The organism is Shewanella sp. BJSY2023SW007, assembly GCF_047314525.1.
In the GTDB taxonomy this organism is placed as follows: Bacteria; Pseudomonadota; Gammaproteobacteria; order Enterobacterales; family Shewanellaceae; genus Shewanella; species Shewanella chilikensis.
Map to the genome: position 1 here is coordinate 47,670 of NZ_JBKORL010000006.1, position 25,203 is coordinate 72,872.

A 25,203-nucleotide genomic window follows, 5' to 3' on the forward strand; every position below is an offset into this window, starting at 1 on the left:
GGCTGATTGTCAGCAAAGACTCTTCTTTTTTATTTTTCCCGAACAGGTTCTCGGTAAGTTTTTTCTGATCTCAAGGAAAGAAGGCACCTTGAATTTAGCCATATGTTCTTCACAATATTCGAAGAACTCCTCTTCAGTAATCGCCTGGTTTTTATGCAAGACAATAAAAGCCTTGATGGCTTGATCTCGAATAGAGTCTTTCACCCCAATAATGGCGACATCGGCAATTTTGGGGTGCTCGGAAATAATGTTTTCCAGTTCGACACAGGAGATATTTTCGCCGCAGCGTTTGATCATGTTGCAGCTGCGATCGATAAAATAGAAGAAACCTTCCTCATCGACGTAGCCTGAGTCGCCTGTGTGCAGCCAACCGTCGGCCGAGAGTGTCTTGGCGGTCTCTTCCGGCAATTTGTAGTATTCACGAAACAGTGTCTTACCCGGTTCGCCCTTGATACAGATCTCCCCGGTCTCGCCGGGAGGTAGGGGGCGCCCCTGTTGATCGCGGATCTCCACTTGATAGCCCATGCCGACCCGGCCGATGGAGGGCCAGCGCCGCTTGTCACCTGGGCGGTCGCCTATGACGCCGACTATGGTTTCTGTCATGCCATATGAGGTAAACAGGCGCACGTTAAAGCGGTCGATAAAGGCGTCTTTTTCCTGATCTGACAGGTTGAGATAGAACAACACTTCACGCAGGCAATGCTGTTTCTCCCAGGGCATTTGCGGCTGCATCATCAGGGTGCGGATCATCAGCGGGATACATTCTGTGACTGTGGCACGATACTTACAAATCTGACCCCAGAAGGCGCGGGCGCTGAATTTTTCCAGCATCACAAAGGTGGCTCCCGCCGAAAAGGCCGCCATGGCTGCGGTGCACTGGCAGTCGATATGATAGGCGGGCATGGGGGTCAGGTAGATATCATCATCTCTGAGGGCACATTGCCAGGCGGTGTAGTAACCGGCGAATCTGAGGTTGTAGTGGGTAATTACCACGCCCTTGGGACGGGAAGTGGTGCCCGAGGTAAACAGGATTTCGGCAACATCGCTGCTGCTCAATGGCACTCTATGTTGCAGCTCGTCGGGTTGTGCCAGCCTTAGGTGGTGAAAATTGAGAATATTGGCCGGCGCGGTGGCAGATTCATCGGCAATCAGCAGTATCTGCTGTAGTGGAGAGCCGGGATCTTGCTGCAAACAGCTATAGAGTGATTGAAAATCGCTGCTGGTAACCACCAGCGAGATAGCGCACTTGTCCAGAATGTAGGCGGTTTCTTCCTGCAGCAGATGAGTATTTATCGGCACCATGATGGCGCCTATCTTGGCCAGACCGAACCAACAGAAGATGAACTCGGCACAGTTGTTGATATGCAGTGCCACCTTGTCGCCCTTGGCGACGCCCAGCGAATGAAACAGGTTGGCGGTGCGGTTGATCTCTTTATTGAGCCCGGCATAACTGTATTCCTGGGCCAGCCCTTGAAGGTTTTCGACGATAAGCGCCGTTTTCTCTCCATAGTTGAGGGCCAGATCATCCCAAGTCTGACGTAAATCTTGTCCAGCTATTATATCCATTTGACACCTTGCTCAATAAAACGTTTTCAGCGGGGTATACTGCGAAGGCTTGAACACAAGCCTTCGCGCGACTTCAGGAGTTATTTTTCTCCTTTGATTTTGGCCAGCCCTTTATTCACCAGCTCCTGGATAGTGGCTTCGTCGTAGCCGATATCTTTGAGAATGGCATCGGTATCCATGCCGTGGCTTGGCATGCCGCGCCAGATCTGGCCTGGGTTGTTCTTGAATTTGGGCATCACATTGGGGCCCTTGCAGGTACGGCCGTCCATAGTTTGCCACTCGGTGATCGACTCACGGGCGATGTACTGAGGGTTGGACTCCAGGTCTTCGGCGCTGAGTACCTTGGCACAGGCAATTTTCAGTTCGGCGAAGCGTTCGCGTACCTGTTCAATGGTGCGTTGGCCTATGTAGCGTTCCAGCGCATTTTCAATTTCCTGTCCATGTGGGCATTCGATGCGGTGGATAAGCTGAGTGCCTTCAGGTATGGCTTCTGTGTGCAGCAGGTGGCCAAGACCTATGTCTTTGAACAGCTCTTCAATCTGGGTGACGCCGACCATTTCCATCACTATGTAGCCGTCTTCACACTTGTACAGGCCACAACCAGCATAGTAAGGGTCACGGCCCTTGTACTGGCGTGGTGCCATCTGACCGCCGTTGAAGTAGTCCATCATGAAGTACTGGCCCATGCGTAACATAACTTCATACATGGCCACGTCGATACTTTCGCCAACACCTGTTTGCTGCGCCTTATACAGGGCTGCCAGTGCAGATGTGGTTACAGTCATACCTGAAAAATAATCAGCTGTATAAGGGAAGGATGCCATGGGTTGGTCGACATCGCCGTTTTGCATCAGATAGCCGCTGAAGGCCTGGGCAATGGTGTTATAAGCGGCCAGGTGAGTGTATTCCTCGGTGCCGTATTGACCAAACCCAGATAAGTGAGCGATAACTAACTTTTTGTTGCGTTCCCATAAGACTTCATCAGTGATACCGCGACGGGCAAAGGCCGGGCCCTTACTGGCTTCGATAAAGATGTCTGTGGTTTCCATCAGCTTGAGGAAGGCTTCGCGTCCTTCATTCTTGAAGATATTCAGCGACAAGGCATGCAGGTTGCGGCGAGATAGTTCTGGATAGTTGGGTTGTACCCGGATAGTGTCTGTGTAAGCCACGTTTTCAATCCAGATAACTTCGGCGCCCCATTCAGCAAATAGCTGCCCGGCAAATGGACCGGCAATCTCGATACCGGAAAACACCACTCTGAGACCGGAGAGCGGACCGAATGTAGGCATAGACAAGTGTTGTGACATGATCTGTTCCTTCTAGCAATTCTTGGCATTGATGGCGCAGATTGTGCTGCGTCATACTGACCGGCCGGGTTCACCGGGAGCAGGGAGATAAGCAAACCCGGCCGGTCCTCAAGGCAACTATTTGTTGCGGTACTCTTTCAGCACTGCGCGACCCAGTGTCAGGATCTGCATTTCGTCTGAACCACCTGAGACTCTGTCTACCCGCAGATCGCGCCAGAAGCGGCTGATGCGGTGTTCACCGGCGATGGCGTAGCCACCGAAGACTTGCATGGCATGGTCGACTACCCGGAAGGCGGCGTTGGCGCAGTAGTACTTACACATGGCCGCGTCACCAGAGGTCATCATGCCGTTGTCGGCTTTCCAGGCAGTGTGGTAGATCATGTTGCGCATGTTGTTCAGCTCGATGGCCATATGGGCAAACTTCTCCTGGATCAGCTGAGTGCGGCCAATGGTTTCACCGAACTGTACCCTCTGGTTGGCATACTTGGCAGCGTCTTCAAAGGCGCAGTAAGCCGTACCATAGTTGGTGCAGGCCACCAGGAAACGCTCGTCATCGAACTCTTCTTTTACCCGCAGGAAGCCGTTACCCTCAGTGCCGAAGAAGTCTTTCTCTTCCAGCTCAACATCGATGAACTGCACTTCACAGCAGCTGTCCATCTTCAGACCGAGTTTGGGAAGCTTGCTGACCTTGATACCTGGCTTGGTCATGTCGACGAAGAACTCGGAGAACACAGGTTTCTCAGAGGCTGAGTCTTTGGCCATCACTACCAGGAAGGGGCAACCGGCGGCACTGGTGATAAAGCACTTGGTGCCATTGAGGTAAATCTTGCCATCGCGGCGAGTATAGGTAGTCAGCAGGCTACCAACATCGGAACCGGCAGACGGCTCGGTGATGGCGGAATTCCACATCTGTTTGCCGGTACCCAGGAAGGCCATGATCTTGTCGATCTGTTCTTGGGTACCGTGTTTCAGTACCGTAGTAAAGCCGGCCAACTGAAATAGGACATAGGTGGGGGCACCGAGGCGGCCCAACTCTTCCCAGATAACCGCCAAGGTCATCAGCCCGGCTTCCATGCCGCCGAACTCTTCCGGCAGTAACAGGCTATCTATGCCCATATCTGCCAGTTCTTTTACAAATCTTTCTGGATATTGACTATTTTCATCGCACTCAGAGAAATATTGTTCCCAATTTTCTCTTTCCATTAAGTCACGAACACCTTTAACGAATAGTTCCTGCTCATCTGTTAAGCGATAATCCATGAAAACTCCCCTATATAAATATATTTAATCAAGTTAAGGTGTGAGGTGAATCTATAATTAGATTAACTCTTCCAATTATTTTTTCGTGAATCTTTCAAGAATGAGATAATGATCATTATGTTCACGAAAATGAGAGGCGCACCGCCGGCAATAATGGCTGTTTGCAGAGGTTTTAATCCGCCAAGTGCCAACAAAACAATACCGATAACACCGACCAATACAGACCAACCTACACGAACCCAAACTGGTGGTTCATTATCCGCATCGACGCCTTTACAGGTTGACATGGCCAAGGTGTAAGAACAGGCGTTAATTAATGTCACTGTTGCCAAGAAACACAGAATAAAGAACATCCACATGGTGATGGTGCTCATTGGCAAAGCGGCCCAAGTTTCAATAATGGCCCTGGCGGCACCATATTGTTCAATCAGGGCAGGCATATTGACGATATTTTCATTCATCAGATTAAGTGTGTTACTGCCCAGAATGGTCCACAGCAACCAGGTAGAAGCTGTCAAGCCGCCTACCATGGCCAGACACAGCTGACGCACGGTTCTGCCGCGAGAGATCTTGGCCAGGAAGATACACATTTGGATGCCGTAAACTACCCACCAGGCCCAGTAGAACACTGTCCAATCCTGAGGGAAGCTGCTTTCACTGACTGAGGCAGTGTAGAACAGCATACGGCCCATGTTCATCAGCAATACCCCGATGGAATCGGTGAAGTAGTTTACTGTGAAAGTGGTGGCGCCAATGATGAGTACCCAGGCAAGGATGATGATACTCAGGTAGCTGCGCAGGTCACTGGCAATCTTGATCCCTTTTTGCAGACCAAAGGCCACACAAATGGCGTTGAAAATGATCCAGGCTGAGATGATGGTGGCATCTACTTCAATGGTGCGCGGAATACCGAACAGATATTGAATACACTCGGTAACCAGAGGCGTCGCCAGACCCAGACTGGTACCCATGGCCAGGATTAGCGCCACGACATAGATGTTATCTATGATGGTGCCTATGATGCCTTCACACTTCTTGCCCATGATGGGATAAAGCGTACCGCTTGGACGTACCACGTCCATTTTCTTTACGAACAGGAAGTAACCCAGAGCGACAGAGAAGAAGGCATAACCGGCCCATGGTAGGGGGCCCCAGTGGAACAGACTATAGGCCAGACCAAACTCTTTGGCTTGGACTGTCAGAGGTTCCATTTCAAATGGGGGATAACTGACATAATAGTAGATCTCCAATGAACCCCAGAACAGCACGGCGGCTGAGGTACAGGAGGCAAACATCAGGAAGATCCAGCTTCCGGTACTGAATTCCGGTTCTTCATTACCGAGACGGTTATTGGCATAAGGACCGAATAGCAACCAGAGCCAGCCGGCCAGCATGACTATCATGTACCATTCAAATGCCCAGCCCCAACTATGGGTTAAATAGTGGAAGACCGCGCTGATAACTTCATTGGCTGCATCTAGGTCTCTTACAGTAAAGTAGGAGAGAAGGATCACCACCAATAGTGAAGGGAAAAATATTTTCGCTTCAATACCGGCCTTTTTGATCTTTTTATTTTCACTCATCAAAATTCTCCATGCCCAAAAAGTCTTTAATTGATTTTCAGGAAAGGTGAGCCCGTAAGGTTTAATAAAAAACCTCAGATTAATAAAAAATGATTTGGGTTTGAGCTACTGGTTAGATAGCTCAGTTATTAAAACCAATATTGCAGGTGAATGTTGAATCGACCATTCCACTCCTTATCGCTGTCCTCAAGACCCAGACTATTGTCACCTAGCCAGAGAACATTTTTGGCATGATAATAGTCGACATATACAAAGAATTGTTTGTATGAAAGAGATACCCCAGTACTGTTAAGTACAGAGTCATCAAATTTTGACTCATCTGGAGTCAAAATACTGAAGTCGTTATAGAAGGTGAATTGACCACCCCATTGGGTATTAAAAACTTTTGACAAGTTGAAGGTCATGATGTCGCCTTTGGCGGCTACTTCATAAAAACCATTTACTGCACCAATACCAATTTTTGAAGTATCTATTTGACCATCATCATATTGATCAAAGTCATATTTCAAATACTGGAGTTGCACACCCCAGTCACGATATTTTGCATCCAGGTGTACGGCATAGTTCAGGTTGTCTCCTGATTCATCGGCCACCGGATTATAAAGTTGGCCGTATTCAACAGAGGCTCCCAAGAGCACTTGCCAGTTATCGTTTTCCCATCTGTAGGTCTCGCGCAGACTGGCGGTATTGTATTCCTTGTTGTTATAGGTAGTACCATTGACAGTGCCTGAACCTATGGTACCAGCGAAGTTACGATAGTCGCTGCCCTTGTAGAGAGAGCTCTGGATGAAGGAAAAGTCTGTTTCGAAGTTATTGAATTTATGGTTGATATTGAATCCAACACCATAGTCATCTTCGAAACCAAGGTAGTAGTTGAGGCTGTACCACCAGTTGTGGGAAGCAAAGTTCTTATTACCAAATGCCTTGTTGACTACCCCGAGCTGCAAGGTTAAATCTTCATTGGCATTCCAATAGGCATAACCATTTTTTAGGTAGTCATAGCCATCGGCAAAGCGGTATTCAGCGACAAATCCATAGTCTTCAAAATCCTGGGATAGTTTTATTCCCAGGGTATTGAAATCAAAGTCTCCTCCTGTGGCTTTTGAAGCATCACTAAAATCTTTAATGCTGTAGTTAGCTCTTATTGAACCACTGATCTCTACTGCCAAACTTGGCATGCTAAGCGTTAGTCCTAATAACATTAAGCTTATGTTTTTTAGCTTAAACTTATTCATTCATCACCCTCCGTTTTTAATTTGAACCGATTATGGTTTCGGCAATAAATAAAAAAACATTCCCGCATCACACTTTTGGTCAATGGATTGTTGCTCTGCTCGAAAATATGTGACGAGAGTCACCAAAAACGGCAAAAATGAACCGTTTGCGCTCGTTATATAATCAGGTTTTTTGTAATCTGGCTTAGAAATCAGATATTGCTCACAAAAAATGGCTCAACAAACGAATTTGTTTGGTCTTAATTGAAAATAGCTTGTATTAATAAAATGAAGCTGATGGATTGTGAGAGGTTTATTTAATTAATCTGATAATCAATTAAGCAACTCTAAATTTGGTTAAGGTGAACTAATCTATTATCCATGTTGATATTTAAATGGGTGTGGAATTTTATTCCCTTTCGTTACCCAGGAGGGTGCGACTTTGTGTGATGTAAGCCTGAAACTTTATTGATTATGGGTTTCAGATCACCAATGTTGAGGAGTGTAAACCAGTAGAGACGAATGTTTATAGTGATACTTAGACTGGAGATAAGATGAAGATCATTGCATGTTATAAGCTTGTCCCGGAAGAGCAGGATATCAAAGTCATTCCCAACCTTCCTGTAGACACAAGTAATGTAAACAAAAAGATAGGTCAATTCGATCTGTGTGCCGTTGAAGCTGCGGTACAAATCAAGGCAACCCAGAGCGATTGCAATATTACGGCGCTGAGCATAGCCGCAGATGCACTGGCCGCCCCCAAAGCCTGTAAAGATATTCTTTCAAGAGGCCCAGATGCACTGACTCTGGTCTGCGACCCTAAGTTGGAACAGGTATTACCGCATGAAACTGCCAGAGTGCTGGCGGCGGCGGCCAAGCAGGAAGGTTATGACCTGATCCTCTGCGGTGACGGTTCCGGTGACCTCTATGCTCAGCAGGTAGGTTTGCTGCTTGGTGAATTGCTGCAAGTGCCTTGCATCAATGGTGTCAGCAAGATTCTGGAAGTCGCCGATGGCGTGGTCCGGGTCGAGCGTGAGCTGGACGATGAAGTTGAAGAGCTGGAGTTGTCGCTCCCTGCCGTATTAGCGGTTTCTGCCGATATCAACGAACCTCAAATCCCTTCAATGAAAGCCATTCTGGCCGCAGGTAAAAAGCCGGTCAACAAGTTGGCTTATGCCGATCTGGCGCTGGAAGAGATCCCACAACTGGTTGAGCTGGTGTCTATTACTGCGCCTGAGCAGAAGGCTCGCAAGCAGATCATCATTGAGGGTGATGACGATGGCCAGGTTGCCGAGTTTGTCGGTCATATTGGCAACGTATTGAATTGAGGGGGATGAAATGAGCAAGCTAGCAAATGTTTGGGTTTTCAGCAGTGAGGCCGCTCGTCTGCCCGAAGTGATGGCCGCCGGTCTGCAACTGGGTAACAGTGTTTCTGTATTTGTCTTGGGTGGTGCCGATGAAGTCGCCAGGGCTGCGGCACTGGGCGCAAACAAGGTGTATCACCTGGGTGAGAAGGATTCTAGCCGCATAGTTGAAGATTATGCTCTGACCATGGCCAAGGCGATTGAAGCCGAAGCGCAGCAATCTTTGGTCTTGCTGCCTGCCAGCCGTCGTGGCAAGGCGTTGGCTGCTAAGCTGGGTGTGCGCCTGAGTGCCGGGGTTTTCAATGATGCCGCCGAACTCACAGTCGATGGTGAAGGTCATGTGGGTGCCAAGCACCTGGTCTACGGTGGCCTGGCCATAGGTGAAGAGAAGATCACCTCTCAAATTGCCGTAGTGACTCTGGCTGCCGGCGCCTTCAAGGAGTTGCCAGCCGAAGAAGCGGGTCGCAGCGCCGACACTATCACTCTGGAATTTGTTGCCCCTGCCAATGGTATTCGTTGCCTGGCTCGTCGGCCAAAAGAAAAGTCCAATGTGGATTTGGGTAAGGCTAAGCGCGTTATCGGTGTCGGTAACGGTATCGGTTCTCTGGACAACCTGAAGTTGCTTGAACAGCTGGCCGACAATGTGGGAGCCGAACTGGGTTGTAGTCGCCCGATCGCCGAAACCGAAAAATGGATGGAGCGTGAGCGCTACATTGGGGTTTCAGGTGTGATGATCAAACCTGATGTCTATGTGGCTGTCGGTATTTCCGGTCAGATCCAGCACATGGTCGGTGTCAATGATTCCCAAACCATTATCGCTGTCAACAAAGATAAGAATGCCCCCATCTTCCAATATGCGGACTACGGCATTGTCGGTGATATCAACAAGATAGTTCCAGCCTTACTGAACAGTTTCAAAGGTTAACTGTTTGGCCCGACTACCGGCTCAAGGGGCCGGTAGTCTCGAATTCAAGAGAGGATCAGCATGTCAGAAGATGCATTTGACGCAATCATAGTGGGAGGCGGACTCGCCGGCTGCGTTGCTGCCTATGTCCTGGCCAGTCAGGGCGCCGATGTTCTGGTGATTGAACGCGGCAACTATGCCGGGGCCAAGAATATGACTGGCGGTAGACTCTATGCTCACAGCCTGGAAAAGATTATGCCCGATTTTGCCAAGCGGGCACCGCTGGAGCGTAAGGTCACCAAGGAAAAAGTATCGTTTCTCACTGATGATACGGCAGTAACTCTGGACTATCACAACGGCCGTGGTCAGGAGCCGGTAGAGGAGTCTTATACTCTCCTCAGGGGCACTTTCGACCAGTGGTTGGCCGAACAGGCCGAGGAAGCCGGAGCTCAGTTTATTACCGGTATTCGGGTCGAAAAAATTCTCAAGGAAGACGGTAAGGTTGTTGGTGTAGAAGCCGATGGCGACTCGCTGCTGGCCAAGACAGTGATTCTGGCTGAAGGAGTCAATCCGCTTCTGGGTGAGCAGATCGGCATGGTTAAGCCCAAGGTGCAAGCCAGTGCCATGGCGGTCGGTGCCAAGGAGCTGATTGCCCTGTCCGAGCAGCAGATTAAGGATCGCTTTAATGTCAGTGGTGACGAAGGGGTTGCCTGGTTGTTTGCCGGTTCACCCTCCAATGGTCTCTTGGGTGGGGGCTTCCTCTATACCAATAAAGACACTGTTTCTTTGGGTATTGTGTGTGGTTTGCACCATATCGAAACTTCCTCCAAGACAGTGCCGCAGATGCTGGAAGACTTCAAGAATCATCCGGCGATCAAGCCTTTGATTGAAGGCGGCAAGCTGCTCGAGTACTCAGGCCACGTGGTTCCCGAGGCCGGACTGAACATGGTGCCAAAGCTGGTGGATGACGGTGTCTTGATTGCCGGTGATGCGGCAGGTTTCTGTATCAACGTGGGCTATACGGTTCGCGGTATGGATTTAGCCATTGCATCCGGTGAGGCCGCCGCCAGAGCCGTGCTCGCAGCCAAGGCCAAGAATGATTTCAGTGCCGCTGGACTCAGTGCCTATCAAACACTGTTGGACAACAGCTTTATCATGAAAGATCTCAAGCTGTACCAGAAATTACCCGCCTTTATGGAGAACCCAAGGATCTTCAATCAGTATCCCAAGCTGGTCGCCGATCTCATGCAGGAGATGTTCACCATAGATGGCAGCGCCTCGCAGCCTCTGCGCAAGACCCTGATGAAGCATGCCAAAGAAGTGGGTTATATGAATCTGATTAAAGATGGTATTAAGGGGATGACAGCGATATGAGCGAGCCAGTCAATGTTGATGTGAAACTGGGGGTAAACAAATTCTATGTTGATGAAGGGCATCCACATATTGAGCTTGTTGAAAACCCGGATATCAATGAATTCCGTAAGTTGGTCAACGCCTGCCCAGCAGGACTCTATAAAATTCAGGACGACGGCAGCCTAAAATTTGACTCTGCCGGTTGCTTGGAATGTGGCACCTGTAAAATGCTTTGCGGTGAAACCATTATCAAGAAATGGGAATACCCCAGAGGTACATTCGGTATTGAATATCGTTATGGTTAGTGCCGCTCGAAAACCTTAAATCTGAATTTAAGTTAGTTTTCTAACGAGCTCGATTGTGCAAAGTGAGAGCATACACTTTCAAGGTTATCCACTCTTTTTAGTCAACAGGGTGAAATAACTGTTTATTTTAAGCGCTATGCTCTTATCCATTATTCAGCCTATTTAAGTTTTACATGCTATTTATGTAGTTTGCTAATTGTAACCGTTTTCTCACTTTTGAGCTTCAGATTTGTTTTAATTCCATTTTTTATTCAGTATTTCTCGGCTGAGAAATCAGGCTGAAGATTAATGGCACATTTTTGTGAACGAATAAATCAAATGAATTTATTGGTTTAAAATAAGAGATTAGCATATGAAAGCTAAAAAGTTCGATGAAATGGAGTTTACGCCATTACATAAGAAAATCATGTTTTGGGGCAGTGGTGGTCCCTTCCTCGACGGTTATATTCTGGTCATTATTGGTTTGGCGCTGGAGCAACTTATCCCCGAGATGCAGTTGGATGCCAACTGGATTGGTTTGGTTGGGGCGTCTACCCTGGTGGGCCTGTTTGTCGGTACTGCACTCTTTGGCTATGTGGCTGATTTGTTTGGTCGCAAGTTAATGTTCCTGATAGATATCATAGCAATAGCCGTGTTATCTGTCGCCACCATGTTCGTCTCATCCCCAATAGAATTAGTGGTGATGCGCTTCCTTATCGGGGTGGTGATTGGAGCCGATTACCCCATTGCCACCTCCATGGTGGCCGAGTTCTCCCCAACCAAGAAGCGCGCCTTTACCATGGGTTTTATCGCGCTGATGTGGTACGTGGGCGCTACTGCGGCCAATGCGGTTGGTTATCTGCTTTACGATCTCGAGGGTGGCTGGCGTTGGATGTTGGGCAGCGGCTTGATCCCTTGTCTTGTTATCCTGCTTGGGCGTTTCCATCTACCCGAGTCGCCACGTTGGCTGCTGCGCAAGGGCCGTATCGCTGAGTATAAGCAGGTTATGCAACAGTACTTTGGCGGCAATATTCATATTGAAGCGGAAGAGAAGATCGATACCCAGTATTGTAAGCTGTTCGAAAAACGCAACTTCACCATGATTATCTTTATCGGCACTATCTGGACCTGCCAAATTATCCCCATGTTTGCCATCTACACCTTTGGGCCGCAGATAGTTGGGGCCTTGGGTTTCTACGATGGCAAAGACTCGGCACTTGGCAACATCATCATTAGCGCCTTCTTTATCATAGGCTGTATCCCGGCCATGTATTGGCTGGATTCCATGGGCCGCCGGCCACTGCTTATCATCAGCTTTGCCATGATGACCTTGTCACTGGCGATGCTGGGGCTGGTGTCCTCACCCGGTATCTGGGTGGTGATTGCGGCCTTTGGTATGTACGCCTTCTGCTCAGGTGGTCCGGGGATCTTGCAGTGGCTCTACCCCAATGAATTGTTCCCTACCGATATCCGTGCTTCGGCCGTGGGGGCCGTGATGTCTTTTAGCCGAATAGGCACCATACTATCGACCTATGCTTTGCCTGTATTTATGAACGCTTATGGGGTTTCCTGGACCATGATGGCTGGCGCCGGTATTTCACTGCTGGGCCTGGTGGTTTCCATCTTGCTGGCACCGGAAACCCGTGGCATGACCTTGGCGGATACCAGTGTTGCCGGATTTGTAAAACACTGATTATCAGATACTAACTATCAAACGCTGCTTATTAAAAATATCGAAAATCGCCGCCTCCAAGGAGGCGGCAACAGCTTCAATGGTCGGCGACATAAGGGTTGTGGCGCCGCTCTTCAGCAAAAGTGGACATGGGGCCATGACCGGGAATAAAGCAGGTATCTCCCCCCAGCGGCCAGAGTTTGTTCTTGATGGAATCCAGCAGCGCCGCGTGATTCCCGCCGGGAAAATCGCAGCGGCCTATGGAGTGTCTGAACAGCACATCGCCAACCCAGGCCAACTTGGCCGCCGGGGCAAAGAATACCAGGTGGCCTGGTGTATGGCCCGGACAATGAATCACCTGAAGTTGTAACTCGCCGACCCAAATAGTGTCATCCTGCTCAAGAAAGCGGTCTGGATAAAAGACATCACAGTGGGGAAATTGATATAGACGACATTCCTCCGGCAGCATATCAAACAGAAAAGTATCATCCTTATGAGGGCCGAGTATTTCGGTCGATGAACTTTCGGCCAATAATCTGGCTGCGCCGATATGATCTATATGACCATGGGTCAGGAGTATCTTATCCAGCTCCAGTTTATTGTCTTCAATAAAACTTGTTATCTTCTCTACTTCACCACCTGGATCTATTACAGCGGCCTTGTTGCAACCATCTTGCCAAACAACACAGGCATTTTGTTTATAATGAGTTACGGGAATAATTTTGAAGTTTACATTTTGAGTCATTTATATCTCCACGATTATATAAATATAAATTGAGTTTACTGGTGGATGGATTCTATTGGTTGATATTGCTCAATAAATCATAATTTATTTTCTGTGATTTTATTTTTTAATTCATTAAATGGATTGCTTCAGGCTTTAAATTTATATCTTGTTGTTGAATAATCTATTTCACTTGGATTATTGTGAAATAGCTCAAAGGGATGGCGGGCTAATTTCTATAATATTGACCATGTTCCAGCATTTCTAACTGGATTGACTCGAATATGCCTGGGGTTATACTGCCGTAGGTACCTGTCGCAGAGTTTCGATAGGTATCCTGCTTACTGATGAAAACTTGCTGAGGTATCGATGAACTATCGACTGACAAACGAACAAGAAGCATTTATTGCAGGAGTAAGAGACCTGATGTCACAGGAGGACTGGGAATGCTATTTCTCCGCCTGCGACGACAACAATGAATATCCTGAGCGTTTTGTCAGAGAGCTGGCCAAGCTGGGGCTGGATAGTTTGCTGCTTCCGGAAGAATACGGCGGCAGCGATGCAGGTCTGGTGACTCTGGCCTTGATCTGGGAAGAGTTGGGCCGTCTCGGTGCGCCAACCTATGTGCTTTATCAGATGGCGGGTTTTCCTACCATATTACAGGAAGGCACCCAGGAGCAGATCGATAAGATCATGGCTTATATTGGTACTGGCAAACAGGTGTGGAACTCGGCGGTCACCGAGCCGGATGCCGGCTCGGATGTGCGCAGTCTGCAGACCACTTACACCCGGAAGAAGGGCAAGGTCTACCTCAATGGCACCAAATGTTATATCACCAGTGCCGCCGAGACGCCTTATCTGGTGGTGATGGCCAAAGATTCCGCCAGCTTCGAACCGATTTTCTCCGAGTTTTTTGTCGACATGAGTAAACCGGGGATCTCTGTCAGCCACTTGCCCAAGCTGGGACTGAAGATGGACAGCTGCTGTGTGGTGGAGTTCGACAACGTAGAGCTGGAGGAAAAGGACTTCTTCGGCACCGAAGGCAACGGTTTTGCCAGGGTGAAGAAGGAGTTTGATCTGGAGCGTTTCCTCATTGCCTGCAGCAACTATGGTTGCGCCTATTGCGCCTTCGAAGATGCCGCCCGTTACGCCAACAAGCGGGTACAGTTTGACTTGCCGATCGCCAAGACGCAGCTGATCCAGGAAAAGTTTGCCTATATGTCGGTGCAGCTCACCAACATGAAGAACATGATTTATCACACCGCCTGGAAGGCTGACAACGGCCAAATGACCCCGGGCGATGCCGCCAAATGTAAGCTTTACTGCTCCAAGGCGGCCTTCGATGTGGTCGACAATGCCATGCAGGTGTTTGGCGGCCAGGGGATCACCGGCGAGCATCGCATCAGCCGTTTCTGGCGCGATCTGAGGGTCGACAGAGTTTCCGGCGGCTCGGAAGAGATGCAGGTGCTGACGCTGGGCCGGGAAGTGCTTCGGGAGTATGTCTAGTCTTTAGGTAAAGACAGATACCGTCCACAATGTGGCCGAGTTGGCCTTCCTGTTGGCCAAGCTGTAACCGTTATCTAGCTGAAGCCTTACTGTAGTTGGTACTGGATAACTCCGTCCTGGGTCAGGCGAAAGATCCACAGGGAGTCGCCTTCGCGGTAATACCAGCTGTTGGCCAGACCTTCTTCGGCTTTTAACTGAGAAGTGAACTCGCTCATTGCCGCGGCGGGCAGGCGGAAACTGCCGCTGGAGCTGTTGTTGTCCAGATCATTGTTGACCTTTATCTCCGTGGCCGAGGGCGGCAATATCGGTGGCAGCCAGCCTCGCTCGAATACTCCTTCAGCCCGGGCTTCGGCTTCGGTGGGGTATTGTTCGCTGATGACATCGCTGCAACCCCAGAGTAAGGCGGTTAACGTCAGCATGGAGCTGATGGAAAGGGAACGCATCAATGGTTTCATCTTGGGCTCCTTGTCAGTGAAATGGCGTTCTACTTTAACAAAGGCGGCCTGTACCTAGTCTGAAGCCAAGGTGCTTTCAGCGGTTTTGCTTTGCTTTTTCTGGACGCTTGGTTTATGACCATTGGCCCCTTTGTTGATTCGCCTAACATGCAGGCATCAATTCACATGGGTCATTAAAGCTGTTGCAGGCTGGCCAGCAAACGGTCCATCGCCCGATAACCCAGGGCCTGAGCCAGATGGCGCCGCTCGACCATGGGGCTGAGCTGCAGATCGGCTATGGTGCGCGCCACTCGTTGCAGCCGATGAAAGCTGCGCACTGATAATCCCAGCTGATTGACACTCTGTTCGAGAAACGCCAGATCGCCGGGTTTGAAACCTGCCTGCTTCAATGCCTTACTGCCCAACTGACTATTGAGTACGCCGGCGCGGCTGAGTTGCAGCTCCCTGGCCGCAGCGACTCTGGCGGCAATCTGCTCACTGGTTTCACCCTGCGCCGCCTCTGAGGTCAAGGCGCCTGGCGGGAGTTTGGGCACCTCTATGGTGAGGTCGAATCTGTCAATGAAAGGGCCAGACAGCCGGGCCAGGTAACGGCGGATCTGCTCTGGGCTGGCGCGGCTTCCTGGGCCTGCATCACCACAGGGGCTGGGGTTCATGGCGGCGATAAGTTGAAAACGGGCATCGAAGCGCAGTTTGGCTGCGGCGCGGGAGATGATGACATGGCCGGTTTCCATGGGTTCACGCAGGCAGTCGAGTACCTTGCGGGGAAACTCGGCAATTTCATCGAGAAACAGCACCCCAAGGTGAGCCAGCGAAATCTCGCCGGGTTTGGGAATCGAGCCGCCACCCACTAAAGAGATGGCCGAGCTGGTATGGTGCGGAGCGCGAAACGGGCGGCGATAAAATTCCCCCGGCTCAGTGGCCATGCCGGCCACTGAATGAATTGCCGCCACTTCCAGCGCCTCTTCATAACTCATGGGAGGCAGGAGTGAGATTATCCGGCTGGCCAGCATGGTTTTGCCTGTACCAGGTGGCCCCAGCATCAGCAGGTTATGCCCGCCGGCTGCCGCGATTTCCAGTGCTTGTTTGGCTTGATATTGGCCTATGACTTCCGACAGGCAGTCACTTGAGTGTGGCTTGGATTGTTCCAGCCATTCGGTTCCCGGCACTATCCCCGGCAGGGTTTGCTGCCCGTGCAGATAGGCGGCAATATGTTGCAGGTGCTGGGCCAGGCAACACTGTTGATAGCCCACCAAATCCGCCTCACTACGGTTATCCTGTGGCAATACCAGTTTGATACCTCTTTGACGGGCGGCAATGATCACCGGCAGGATCCCAGTGCAGTGCCTGACCTCACCGGACAGCCCAAGCTCACCGACAAATTCATGCTCGTCCAGGGATTTCAGTGGCAGCTGTCCGGATGCTGCCAGGATGCCAATGGCAATAGGAAGGTCATAACGTCCACCCTGCTTGGGCAGATCGGCCGGTGCCAGATTGATGGTTATCCTGCGCATAGGGAACTCAAAACCCGCATTGATTATGGCGCTGCGAACCCTTTCTCTGGCTTCCTTGACCGAAGCTTCCGGCAACCCCACCAGATTGAAGGCCGGCAGGCCGTTGGAGAGGTGAGCTTCGACCAGTACTTGAGGCGCCTCCACACCTTTGGCGGCTCGGGTGGCAACTCTGGCTATGGGCATAACAGTTCCTTTGTTGTGCGCTTCCCTATTTTGTAGAGTGTAGCAGTTGCCTGGATTTACATTGGCTTGTGGGAATAGCGGTCCCGGCGTTATCGACCGAGATTTCCAGAACCCGGAAATGGTCAGCATCAATAAAAATTGTGAGACTAGATGACTTTCTGCATACATCTGAGGCTGTCATCTGCTTCGTTGGAGAAACAAAAAACGCTGTCGACCAAGGTGTAGTGCCATACCACCTTATAATTAGTCGCCAGCAATAGCTTCAACAGTGACAGTGCAGGATTGTCAAACAAGGCCTCCAGGGAGTCGGTCGAGACTGGGTAGACTTTAACCTGTTCGACTTGCACTGAATTATCATGTAACGCCAACCTGGAGATTTTGCCGGAAAAGAGTATCTTACCCTCAAATTTATCTTTGTTATCATCAAGTTGTAACCAACCCCAGAAGCTTTCGGACTCCATGTCAATATAAAGGGAAAAGCTGATCCGCTTAATCTGGTTATCTGGTCCTTCAACATTTTTTATTACTCGGTACAGACCGTCAATATCTTGAACATCGTGATAGTCATAAATTAAGTTGACTATGATAGAAGCCAGCAGAAATGCGAGGGGAATAATAAATGGCACTATTCTTTCTAGCTTTGACATGCAGTTCCATCCTTGATTTTATTGTATATGGATATTTCATTGTGGCTGACATAAGTACTGATTTTATTGTGTGACTTGTTAATGCAGTCAATTGAAAAAACACCTGTGCCATAACTGAGAATTATTGTATCTTTATCATCGTTTATTTCTGACTTGAGATCGTGGAAATCGACAGTTCCAAGTAACTTATAATTCAGCTTGTGAATGAGTGATTTTATTTCTTTTTGTTCATCCATATTTTCCATTTCTGTAAGGGTTATTATTTTTGTTTTTCCATCAGTGTAAATGTCTACTTCAGGAAGGTTTTCTGTCACTGATATTTTTATAGTAAATGGTATAAAAAACAATGAGATTGATGCCATTATTATTGAAATTATCTTGATTGAAGAAGGTTGACTTTGTTTTGACTGACTCGCTGACTCTGTATTTTGACCTTGTTCAGTGGGTGGCTTTTCTTGATTGTCTAACATGAATTCAATTTTGATATGATCTTGCATTGTGTCTAAGCCATATCCAAACCCTTTGACTGTAAATATTAATTCATTGCCTGATATTTCCCTGAATACACGTCTTAGATTAGCGATGGCCACAGGAATAGAGTTTGGAGAGACTACTCTGCCGTTCCAGCCTGTCGATAACAATTTGTCTCTGCTTACTGCTTGCCCTTTATTGTTATACATCTCTTTTAATATATAAAGCTCTGGGGTTGAACACTTATATCTTCTGGTGTTTGTGCTTATGGTTGGGTTGCCGTTGTTTAGGCGAACAGTGATGTTTTCCCTTCCTTTGGTGGTGTCCATCTTGGATCCTATTGATTTTTGGCTTCAACCTAATCTTCTACATGTTTTCATTCTAATAATAAGTGATAAAAAATCCAGCAGTTCAGGTTATAAATTGTTAATCAAAGAAATGTTAAGATTGCAACTTGTTGTTTTGCTGTGAAAATTGTTGGATTTTGAGTTGTTATTTGTCTTCTTTTATTTATTAGGTTTTATAACTATAAGAACAATGATTTTGGTGAGAACCTCCAGGTTACCAGGCTAATGTTATTGATTTAACAGGGTGTCATCTTGTTTGTGGTAGTTGATTCCTGTGGTTTAAGGAGGGAGTATGTTAACGCAGCAGAGAAGCAGCAATATCCATACATGTAAGGAGGGAATCCCTACAGGAGTATCTCACTTTCAAGCGGATTATAAACCTTTGACGCGGGCCCACTTACAAGAAATAGTTACCAGAGAGGTTAATGGCTGTATAAAGAGTATTGCATATGAGGTTTTGTTTAGGCCGGGAATGCAACACAAGAATGTAGAGTTTTTTTATCAGAATCTAGAATATAAAGAACTATTGAATCTATCATTGGAACAGTTACACCAGTTAGCTGTGATTGATTATAGAAACCTTGATGTACTGGCTTTGACCGGACGTAAAATAAAACGTTTGTTTATTAATGTGGAAGCTAGGGTGATAATGGCATTGGAAGCTGAGTTGATTTGGCTCAATGACACATTAAAACAGCAAGATATTGAGTTGGTTATTGAGATAACTGAGCGTTTAAACCCTGATTGTGCTCACCCGGCTTTTATTAGTGTGGCAAAACTACATGATCTGGGGTTAAAAATAGCTTTAGATGATTTTGAGCCTGAAGGAGATCTAAGGCAATGTTGGATAAGGACAGGATGTGTTGACTATATTAAGCTGATTTTGCCTAATGGTTTTGAATACTCTGAGAAGATAAGAGCAGATTTTATTGAGCATGTCTATCAGTTGAAGGATAAAGCCTTGCTTAAAGTGATTGTTGAAAAGGTCGAGAATTTGGATCAGTTTTTAGCGATGGAATTTGTGCCCTATGATGGTTTACAAGGATATCTCTTTTCAGTACCGGCAGAACTTCTTCCTGTACGGCTAAATAACCATGCCTTACTACGATGACTTATCTGGCGATCGGATAAAAAAGGTCACTGTCACGGCAAAAATTTCTCGTTATCTGAATGTAAAATCTACTGGTAGATTGTGTGAGACTTCTCTGTGCCGTTCCATGGAATGGCACTTTACTCACTCAAGGAAACAAGATGAAAAGCTTAACTCTACTGTTGGCCGGTATGTTACTCAGTGGTGCTGTTTTGGCGGTCGATGAAGAACAAGCATTGCCTCAAGCCAGTGAAACCGACGTTCAACAACTGCAGCAAGCTTGTTTGCAGATGGCTGACGAAGACGCGGTGCCAGCCGAAGAGCGTCAGGAGTATCTGCTGACTTGCGTTAATGATCAACTCAATGAAATGGGTTATCAGTCTTTGGAAAGTTTGCCAGAGGTTAATTAATCTCCACAAAAGCAGCTCATTTGTGTTTTAATTCTCCGGTATACGAGATGTGTTGTTTACCCGGGGGAAGGATACCTTGCTGTTGAGTCTACTTAATACGTCGTGGGGAAATTGCTTCATACCACGACGTAAACTTCTTTTGTTCATCCTACCTTGGCTAAGTGTTTTTCTGGTTTATCCTGCCAAGTCTTCGGCTCAAACTCAACCGTTACGGGTGAGCTTTATTAATCCCGGCTCTGCTCAGGAAAGTTTCTGGGGCGATATAGATAGCCTTATGCTGGTAGCAGCATCAGAGCTGAATATTGAGTTGGAAATATTGCACGCCGACAGGGATCATTTTCGGATGATAGCCTTGGCACAAGAGTTGGCTGCCCGTGAACAGTTACCTCAATATATTATTTTGGTTAATGAAAAAAATGCTGCCGTAAAAATGTTGGCCGCCTTTGAAGGTTTACCTATTAAGACTCTTTTATTGCTCAATGATGTGGCTCCTGAAGTGCGCCATTTGTTGCAACAACAGCCATACTGGCGACAGCATCTGTTACCGCCTTTGGTCCCTGATAATGAACGGATAGGCTTTCTTACTGCGCAGGCCTTGGTGCAGCAGTTGGGGGCCGGGTCGCAACAAGTACTGCTGATTTCCGGCGATAAGGGAACGCCTGCATCAATAGCGCGGACTCAAGGGGCAATAAATGGCTTCAGAGAAAGAGGGGTAGAGCCATTACAAGTCGTCTACGGTCATTGGCAAGAACTAAGAGCCAAGACGCAAACAGAAATTCTGCTGAAACGTTACCCGGGGCTGAAAGGGATCTGGACCGCCAATGATCATATGGCCTTTGGTTCTATTGCGTCGCTGGAGGAAAAGGGGCTCAGGCCAGGAGAGGATATCTTCATTTCCAGTATCAATACTTCCAACAAGGTGCTTGATTGGCGTAGCCAGGGGCGTGTCAGTGTCTTGGGGGGGGGGCATTTGCTGGCGGGTGCCGAGGCGCTCAGGCGCATCCGAGACGACAGTGAGGCCAGGCCCTGGAATAATAAGATACCTTCTATGTTCAGGCTGTTGGTTCCGGGGACAGAGCCTTTCAACTTACTTGAGCAACGAAATTGGCGGGCACTGCTCGTTTGGTACCAACAGACATCGGAAGTAATGCATTGAAACAAAGTTCCGTCATCAGTCATAAGATGACCTTGGTGATCATAGGCGTCAGTTCATTCTTTGCCTTGATGACCATGGCGGCCCAGTTGTTCTGGAATTACCAGGATGGTGTTGAGGGGAGTAATCGCAGGCTTCATGAATATGTTGAGGCAAATCTGCCCGGCATGGCTCAGGCCATTTGGGATGTAGACCATAAGTTGCTGCGGGACATACTGATAGGTATAGGTATGCAGCCTTATGTTTCCGGTGCTTCTTTGTCCAGTGCCGATGGTATCGCCCTGCAGGTAGGAAAGAATCAGGCACTGGACAATGAAATCTTTCTGTTTCCAATAATCTACCGTCAGCAACAGATAGGTGAGCTTAAGGTTCAACGCAGCCGCAACCAACTCTATTATGAGCTATGGCGGCAGATGATCCTGATAGTCGTGGGTAATGGCTTGAAAACCCTGCTGATGATCTATGTGATCCTGACGCTGGTACGTAGCCTGGTTACCGGAAGATTGGCGGCGCTGGCCGCATACGTTAATCGTATCGATTTGGGACAACCGCGAAAAGTGCCCTTACCTAATGAGGTAGGAGCGGCAAATCAAGATGAAATTGGCAGCGTGGCCCGCGCCATAGAGCAGATGTACCGACGTATTAGAACCGACTTTGCCCGCAAACGCTGGCAGCAGAGGCATTTGACTCGAGGGCAAAGGCAATTGTCCGAGCAGGTGGAATTTAGCCATAAAGAACTGGCTTGGCAGGCCAGAGCCAATGAGTTATTGGCGGATCTATCATTGCAGTTTCTGAAGGTACAGCCAGGGGACGTAGATCAGGCTTTGGCCGATGTGGGTCGTCAGATTGCCGAGTTGTTTGCAGTCGAGCGGGTCACCTTGCTGGAGATCAAAGAGCAACAACTCTGTTATCGTAGCGTGTGGAGTCGCCGCGACGACTTGCTGTCTTCAAGTTACATAGATATCAGTGAGTTGAATCGTTTTTCAGAGCAACTCAACACCAGACATATGATAGTCGTTGAGGATGTGGAAACCCTGCAGTCGGATGATAGCGCCGAATATAGGTTACTCAAACAGTTGCAGTTACGTTCCCTGGCGCTGTTTGCCATCACAGATGGGCAAGACCTGCTGGGGATTTTGTCGCTAAGCAATAGTCAATCTCCAAAACTTTGGCCTCAATCCCGCCGTGCCATGCTGACCCAGTTTGCCGCTGCGCTCAACGAGCTCCTGGTCAGGGAGCGCAGAGATTTGCAGATGTTGGGGCTGCAGCGGGAGCTGTTGGGGCTGAATCACAAACTTAAACAGCTGTCGGAAACCGATGAACTAACTGGATTGGCGAACCGCCGTCCCTTTACTGAATCCCTGGCGCGGTTGCTGGCTTCGAAAGAGGAGGGCGCCTTGATAATGCTGGATGTCGATCATTTTAAAGCTTTTAACGATTGTTTCGGCCATCCAGCCGGTGATCGGGTATTGCAGCGTTTGGCCCAGGCCATGCGTAAAGCGCTTCCTGAACGCGCCTTGCTGGCCAGAGTCGGCGGCGAAGAATTTGCTTTGGTGTTGCCGGGAGTCGACCGCAGGCAAGCTGAGGGTGTTGCCGAAACCTTGTTGACTCAGGTTCGGGAATTGCAAATTACTCATGGCTCAGCCCCCGCAGGTATAGTCACTATCAGTCTTGGGCTGGCACTCCTGACCCAGAATACACGGGATTTGAGTGAGGTTATTCGGGTGGCAGACAAGGCGCTCTATCAGGCTAAACATCAAGGGCGTAATACTTGGTGTATTGCGTAATAGCCTGGAACTCAGTGGTCTGTGAAGGCTTGCAGTAACAGTTGCAACTCGCCGCTTTTTTCCAGTAGGGTGACGCCGCTATTGAATTCTTCCAGCAGTACCATCTTGTGTGGGCTTTGTCTGGATACCAGCATATAGAAGGGTTCTGGCCGGGTGTTGGGAACCGCTTGCGTTGCTAACCCAAAGTCCTGGTGGGTGCGATTCATCTGCTTTAAGGTGCCGCTGAAAACCTCCAGCCGTGCCAGAAAGAAGTCACATCGACCCCGTTGCAGTAACTCGGGGATCAACGGCAGATCTTTGCTTAGGGATAGTGGCTGAGAGTTGTCCCAACCGAAGTTACGATAATTGAAACCGCGAATGCCGCAAACTGTGCCTATCTGCGTTAGCTCCGTTAGCGAGTTGAATCTTAGACCCTTTGGGAAGCTCTGTTTGAGAAATACCACCCCAGGGGTGAGGTGGTAATAGGAGCGCGATAGCAAGAACTTACGCCGTCGCTCGGGGTTGGCTGAGGCGCTCATGGCGGCATCTATCTTGCCCAATTCCACTTCCAACATGCACCTTGGCCAGGGAAGGGCGATGATGTGTAACTGCCAACGCGGTGGTGTAAACAGTCGATAAAGCAACTGAATATCATAGCCGTCACTGTTATGGGACTTACGGCCATCTATTCTGGAAAAGTAATTGAAAGGAGGAAATTCAGACTCTTCGACACATATTTTTAATGGTATGCCGCTAAGCTCATCTTTTGCGTTGGAGACCGGTGAGATAAGCATCACTGTCAAAAATGCTGCAAACGGATATAATGTGAACTTCATTCCGGTAGAAGAAGCCTGCAATGGGTTTCTTGGAGTATAGCAAAGCCACTCAATTCGCCAGTTTAGTACCCGTACCGGTAACCAGTTAGCCTTTAGACCTCCCAGTCACTCCACATTCAGGCCTGGACAAGGGCACGGCATAGAAGCGCTTTGTAACTAACCTAAGGTGTTGTATGAGTTTATTCGATAATTTGGTGATTATCTTTTGCCTGATCGGAACCAGCTGCTTTTTTTCCATGTCTGAAATTGCCCTGGCCGCTTCCCGTAAAATCCGTTTGCGACAGATGGCCGATGAGGGAGATTTGCGCGCCGAAAAAGTGTTGGCGCTGCAAACCACTCCGGGTAGTTTTTTCACCGTAGTGCAGATTGGTCTCAATGCCGTTGCCATCATGGGTGGTATAGTCGGTGAGTCTGCTTTTACCCCTTATTTTGCGGCAGCTTTGGCCCATGTGGTTCCGCCGCCCTGGGTCGGACAACTCAGTTTTGTGTTGTCTTTCGTATTGGTGACCAGTCTGTTTATTCTGATCGCCGACCTGATGCCTAAACGGGTTGCCATGGCCTTACCGGAGAAAGTGGCCGTTAACTTGGTAAACCCTATGCTTATCTGTATTGCCTTGCTGCGCCCCTTTGTATGGGTATTCAACGGCATGGCCAACGGTATCTTCAAACTGCTGCAGATACCTACTGCTCGCAATGATGAAATCACCCCTGACGATATCTACGCCATTATGGATGCCGGTGCCGAGGCCGGTGTACTGGATAAGGGTGAACAGCAGATGATTGAGAATGTGTTCGAGATGCAATCTGTCAGCGTCACCTCGGCAATGACCGCCCGTGAGAGCCTGGTGTATTTCCTGTTGCAGGATGATGAAGACGCTATCAAGAAAAAAATCGCCGAGGATCCGCACAACAAGTTTTTGGTCTGCGATGGTCAGCTGGACAATATCAAAGGGGTGGTGGACGCCAAGGAACTGCTGCTGCGGGTGATCAACGGCCGCAAGATAGATTTGAAAGATACCTCGTTAGTGCGCAACTGCCTGATTATTCCCGACACCCTGAGCCTGTCGGAAGCCATGGAATATTTCCGTCATCACAGAGCCGACTTTGCCGTGGTGATGAATGAATACGCCCTGGTGGTGGGAATAGTGACCACTGACGATCTGCAAAGTGCGGTAATGGGCGCCTGGTCGCTGCATGAAAGTGAAGAACAGATAGTGCCCCGTGACGCCAATTCCTGGCTGGTGGACGGGGTGACGCCGATAACCGACGTGATGCGTGCCTTTGGTATTGAGGAGTTTCCGCAAAACCAAAACTATGAAACCATCGCCGGTTTTATGATGTATACGTTACGCAAGATCCCCAAGCGCACCGACTCGGTTAACTACGCAGGTTATAAGTTTGAGGTGGTGGACATAGATGCCTACAAGGTTGACCAGTTGCTGGTTACCCGCCTCTTGCCTCAGGAAGATCAACTGCCCAAGGATGAAGAGTCACTCGATATTTAAGGTAAGCTCGAAGGGCGTGGCATACAGACCATAGACTGAGTTATGCATCTTGCAGAGGACTCGGTCATAGTCGGTAAAGCCCGCCCGACTTT

Annotated in this window: 22 protein-coding genes; 11 read left to right on the forward strand and 11 right to left on the reverse strand. The window is 48.7% G+C overall.

Annotated features, from left to right (window positions below; translation table 11 throughout):
* Window positions 1-9: 9 nt before the first annotated feature.
* From caiC to ACMHXE_RS01945, 5 genes are all read right to left on the reverse strand, one after another.
* On the reverse strand, window positions 10-1,566 hold the full coding sequence (gene caiC, locus ACMHXE_RS01925; protein ID WP_224867023.1) for a crotonobetaine/carnitine-CoA ligase: 1,557 nt from the start codon (window positions 1,564-1,566) through the stop codon (window positions 10-12).
* A gap of 80 nt (window positions 1,567-1,646) precedes the next feature.
* Window positions 1,647-2,873, reverse strand: coding sequence for an L-carnitine CoA-transferase (gene caiB, locus ACMHXE_RS01930; RefSeq protein ID WP_413731226.1), 1,227 nt, complete (start codon window positions 2,871-2,873; stop codon window positions 1,647-1,649).
* 117 nt (window positions 2,874-2,990) lie between these two features.
* On the reverse strand, window positions 2,991-4,133 hold the full coding sequence (gene caiA, locus ACMHXE_RS01935; protein ID WP_109247168.1) for a crotonobetainyl-CoA dehydrogenase: 1,143 nt from the start codon (window positions 4,131-4,133) through the stop codon (window positions 2,991-2,993).
* Between the two features lie 62 nt (window positions 4,134-4,195).
* A complete protein-coding gene (gene caiT, locus ACMHXE_RS01940; protein WP_165565799.1) occupies window positions 4,196-5,716 on the reverse strand; it encodes an L-carnitine/gamma-butyrobetaine antiporter in 1,521 nt (506 codons plus the stop codon).
* Window positions 5,717-5,844: 128 nt separating this feature from the next.
* Window positions 5,845-6,951, reverse strand: coding sequence for a hypothetical protein (locus ACMHXE_RS01945; protein WP_413731228.1), 1,107 nt, complete (start codon window positions 6,949-6,951; stop codon window positions 5,845-5,847).
* A 533-nt stretch (window positions 6,952-7,484) separates the two neighbouring features.
* Here ACMHXE_RS01945 and fixA point away from each other — a divergent pair.
* The 5 genes from fixA (at window position 7,485) to ACMHXE_RS01970 (ending at window position 12,528) form a co-directional block, all read left to right on the forward strand.
* Window positions 7,485-8,258 carry a putative electron transfer flavoprotein FixA gene (fixA, locus tag ACMHXE_RS01950; protein WP_413731230.1) on the forward strand — a complete coding sequence of 258 codons (774 nt, stop codon included), beginning with the start codon at window positions 7,485-7,487 and terminating at the stop codon, window positions 8,256-8,258.
* A 10-nt stretch (window positions 8,259-8,268) separates the two neighbouring features.
* Entirely contained in the window at window positions 8,269-9,219 is a 951-nt protein-coding gene (locus ACMHXE_RS01955; protein ID WP_109247172.1) for an FAD-binding protein, read from the forward strand.
* 60 nt (window positions 9,220-9,279) lie between these two features.
* Complete coding sequence (locus tag ACMHXE_RS01960) at window positions 9,280-10,572, forward strand: FAD-dependent oxidoreductase (RefSeq protein WP_109247173.1); 1,293 nt, start codon at window positions 9,280-9,282, stop codon at window positions 10,570-10,572.
* The gene (locus ACMHXE_RS01965) at window positions 10,569-10,856 is read left to right on the forward strand and encodes a 4Fe-4S dicluster domain-containing protein (protein ID WP_025010089.1); all 288 of its coding nucleotides are present in this window, start codon (window positions 10,569-10,571) and stop codon (window positions 10,854-10,856) included. Before ACMHXE_RS01960 ends, ACMHXE_RS01965 begins: the two co-directional genes overlap by 4 nt.
* Window positions 10,857-11,208: 352 nt before the next feature.
* On the forward strand, window positions 11,209-12,528 hold the full coding sequence (locus ACMHXE_RS01970; protein WP_109247174.1) for an MFS transporter: 1,320 nt from the start codon (window positions 11,209-11,211) through the stop codon (window positions 12,526-12,528).
* Between the two features lie 76 nt (window positions 12,529-12,604).
* Here the strand turns inward: ACMHXE_RS01970 and ACMHXE_RS01975 are convergent, their stop codons facing one another.
* Complete coding sequence (locus ACMHXE_RS01975) at window positions 12,605-13,252, reverse strand: MBL fold metallo-hydrolase (protein ID WP_101056462.1); 648 nt, start codon at window positions 13,250-13,252, stop codon at window positions 12,605-12,607.
* Window positions 13,253-13,600: 348 nt separating this feature from the next.
* Between ACMHXE_RS01975 and caiA (ACMHXE_RS01980) the strand changes: the two genes are divergently transcribed.
* Window positions 13,601-14,737, forward strand: a complete 1,137-nt coding sequence (gene caiA, locus ACMHXE_RS01980) for a crotonobetainyl-CoA dehydrogenase (protein ID WP_165565794.1) — start codon at window positions 13,601-13,603, stop codon at window positions 14,735-14,737.
* A gap of 86 nt (window positions 14,738-14,823) precedes the next feature.
* On the opposite strand, the gene ACMHXE_RS01985 is transcribed toward caiA (ACMHXE_RS01980), so the two are convergent.
* From ACMHXE_RS01985 to ACMHXE_RS02000, 4 genes are all read right to left on the reverse strand, one after another.
* The gene (locus tag ACMHXE_RS01985) at window positions 14,824-15,192 is read right to left on the reverse strand and encodes a hypothetical protein (protein ID WP_051541835.1); all 369 of its coding nucleotides are present in this window, start codon (window positions 15,190-15,192) and stop codon (window positions 14,824-14,826) included.
* 173 nt (window positions 15,193-15,365) lie between these two features.
* A complete protein-coding gene (locus tag ACMHXE_RS01990) occupies window positions 15,366-16,886 on the reverse strand; it encodes a YifB family Mg chelatase-like AAA ATPase (RefSeq protein WP_109247176.1) in 1,521 nt (506 codons plus the stop codon).
* A gap of 146 nt (window positions 16,887-17,032) precedes the next feature.
* A complete protein-coding gene (locus ACMHXE_RS01995; protein WP_101056458.1) occupies window positions 17,033-17,533 on the reverse strand; it encodes a hypothetical protein in 501 nt (166 codons plus the stop codon).
* Window positions 17,521-18,333 (reverse strand): winged helix-turn-helix domain-containing protein, encoded by an 813-nt coding sequence (locus ACMHXE_RS02000; RefSeq protein ID WP_109247177.1) that lies wholly within the window; start codon window positions 18,331-18,333, stop codon window positions 17,521-17,523. Before ACMHXE_RS02000 ends, ACMHXE_RS01995 begins: the two co-directional genes overlap by 13 nt.
* 310 nt (window positions 18,334-18,643) lie before the next feature.
* On the opposite strand from ACMHXE_RS02000, the gene ACMHXE_RS02005 reads away from it, so the two are divergent.
* The 4 genes from ACMHXE_RS02005 to ACMHXE_RS02020 all read left to right on the forward strand — a co-directional run bounded on the left by ACMHXE_RS02005 (window position 18,644) and on the right by ACMHXE_RS02020 (window position 22,791).
* A complete protein-coding gene (locus ACMHXE_RS02005) occupies window positions 18,644-19,462 on the forward strand; it encodes an EAL domain-containing protein (protein WP_101056456.1) in 819 nt (272 codons plus the stop codon).
* A gap of 140 nt (window positions 19,463-19,602) precedes the next feature.
* Window positions 19,603-19,851, forward strand: a complete 249-nt coding sequence (locus tag ACMHXE_RS02010; protein WP_101056455.1) for a hypothetical protein — start codon at window positions 19,603-19,605, stop codon at window positions 19,849-19,851.
* Between the two features lie 214 nt (window positions 19,852-20,065).
* Entirely contained in the window at window positions 20,066-21,007 is a 942-nt protein-coding gene (locus ACMHXE_RS02015) for an ABC transporter substrate-binding protein (RefSeq protein WP_413731234.1), read from the forward strand.
* Window positions 21,004-22,791 (forward strand): sensor domain-containing diguanylate cyclase, encoded by a 1,788-nt coding sequence (locus ACMHXE_RS02020; RefSeq protein ID WP_165565790.1) that lies wholly within the window; start codon window positions 21,004-21,006, stop codon window positions 22,789-22,791. The genes ACMHXE_RS02015 and ACMHXE_RS02020 overlap by 4 nt, the downstream gene beginning before the upstream one ends.
* A gap of 11 nt (window positions 22,792-22,802) precedes the next feature.
* On the opposite strand, the gene ACMHXE_RS02025 is transcribed toward ACMHXE_RS02020, so the two are convergent.
* Window positions 22,803-23,606, reverse strand: a complete 804-nt coding sequence (locus tag ACMHXE_RS02025; protein WP_226565140.1) for a substrate-binding periplasmic protein — start codon at window positions 23,604-23,606, stop codon at window positions 22,803-22,805.
* A 173-nt stretch (window positions 23,607-23,779) separates the two neighbouring features.
* Between ACMHXE_RS02025 and ACMHXE_RS02030 the strand changes: the two genes are divergently transcribed.
* Window positions 23,780-25,111: a hemolysin family protein gene (locus ACMHXE_RS02030; protein WP_101056451.1), complete on the forward strand. Its 1,332-nt coding sequence runs from the start codon at window positions 23,780-23,782 to the stop codon at window positions 25,109-25,111.
* Window positions 25,112-25,203 lie beyond the last annotated feature (92 nt).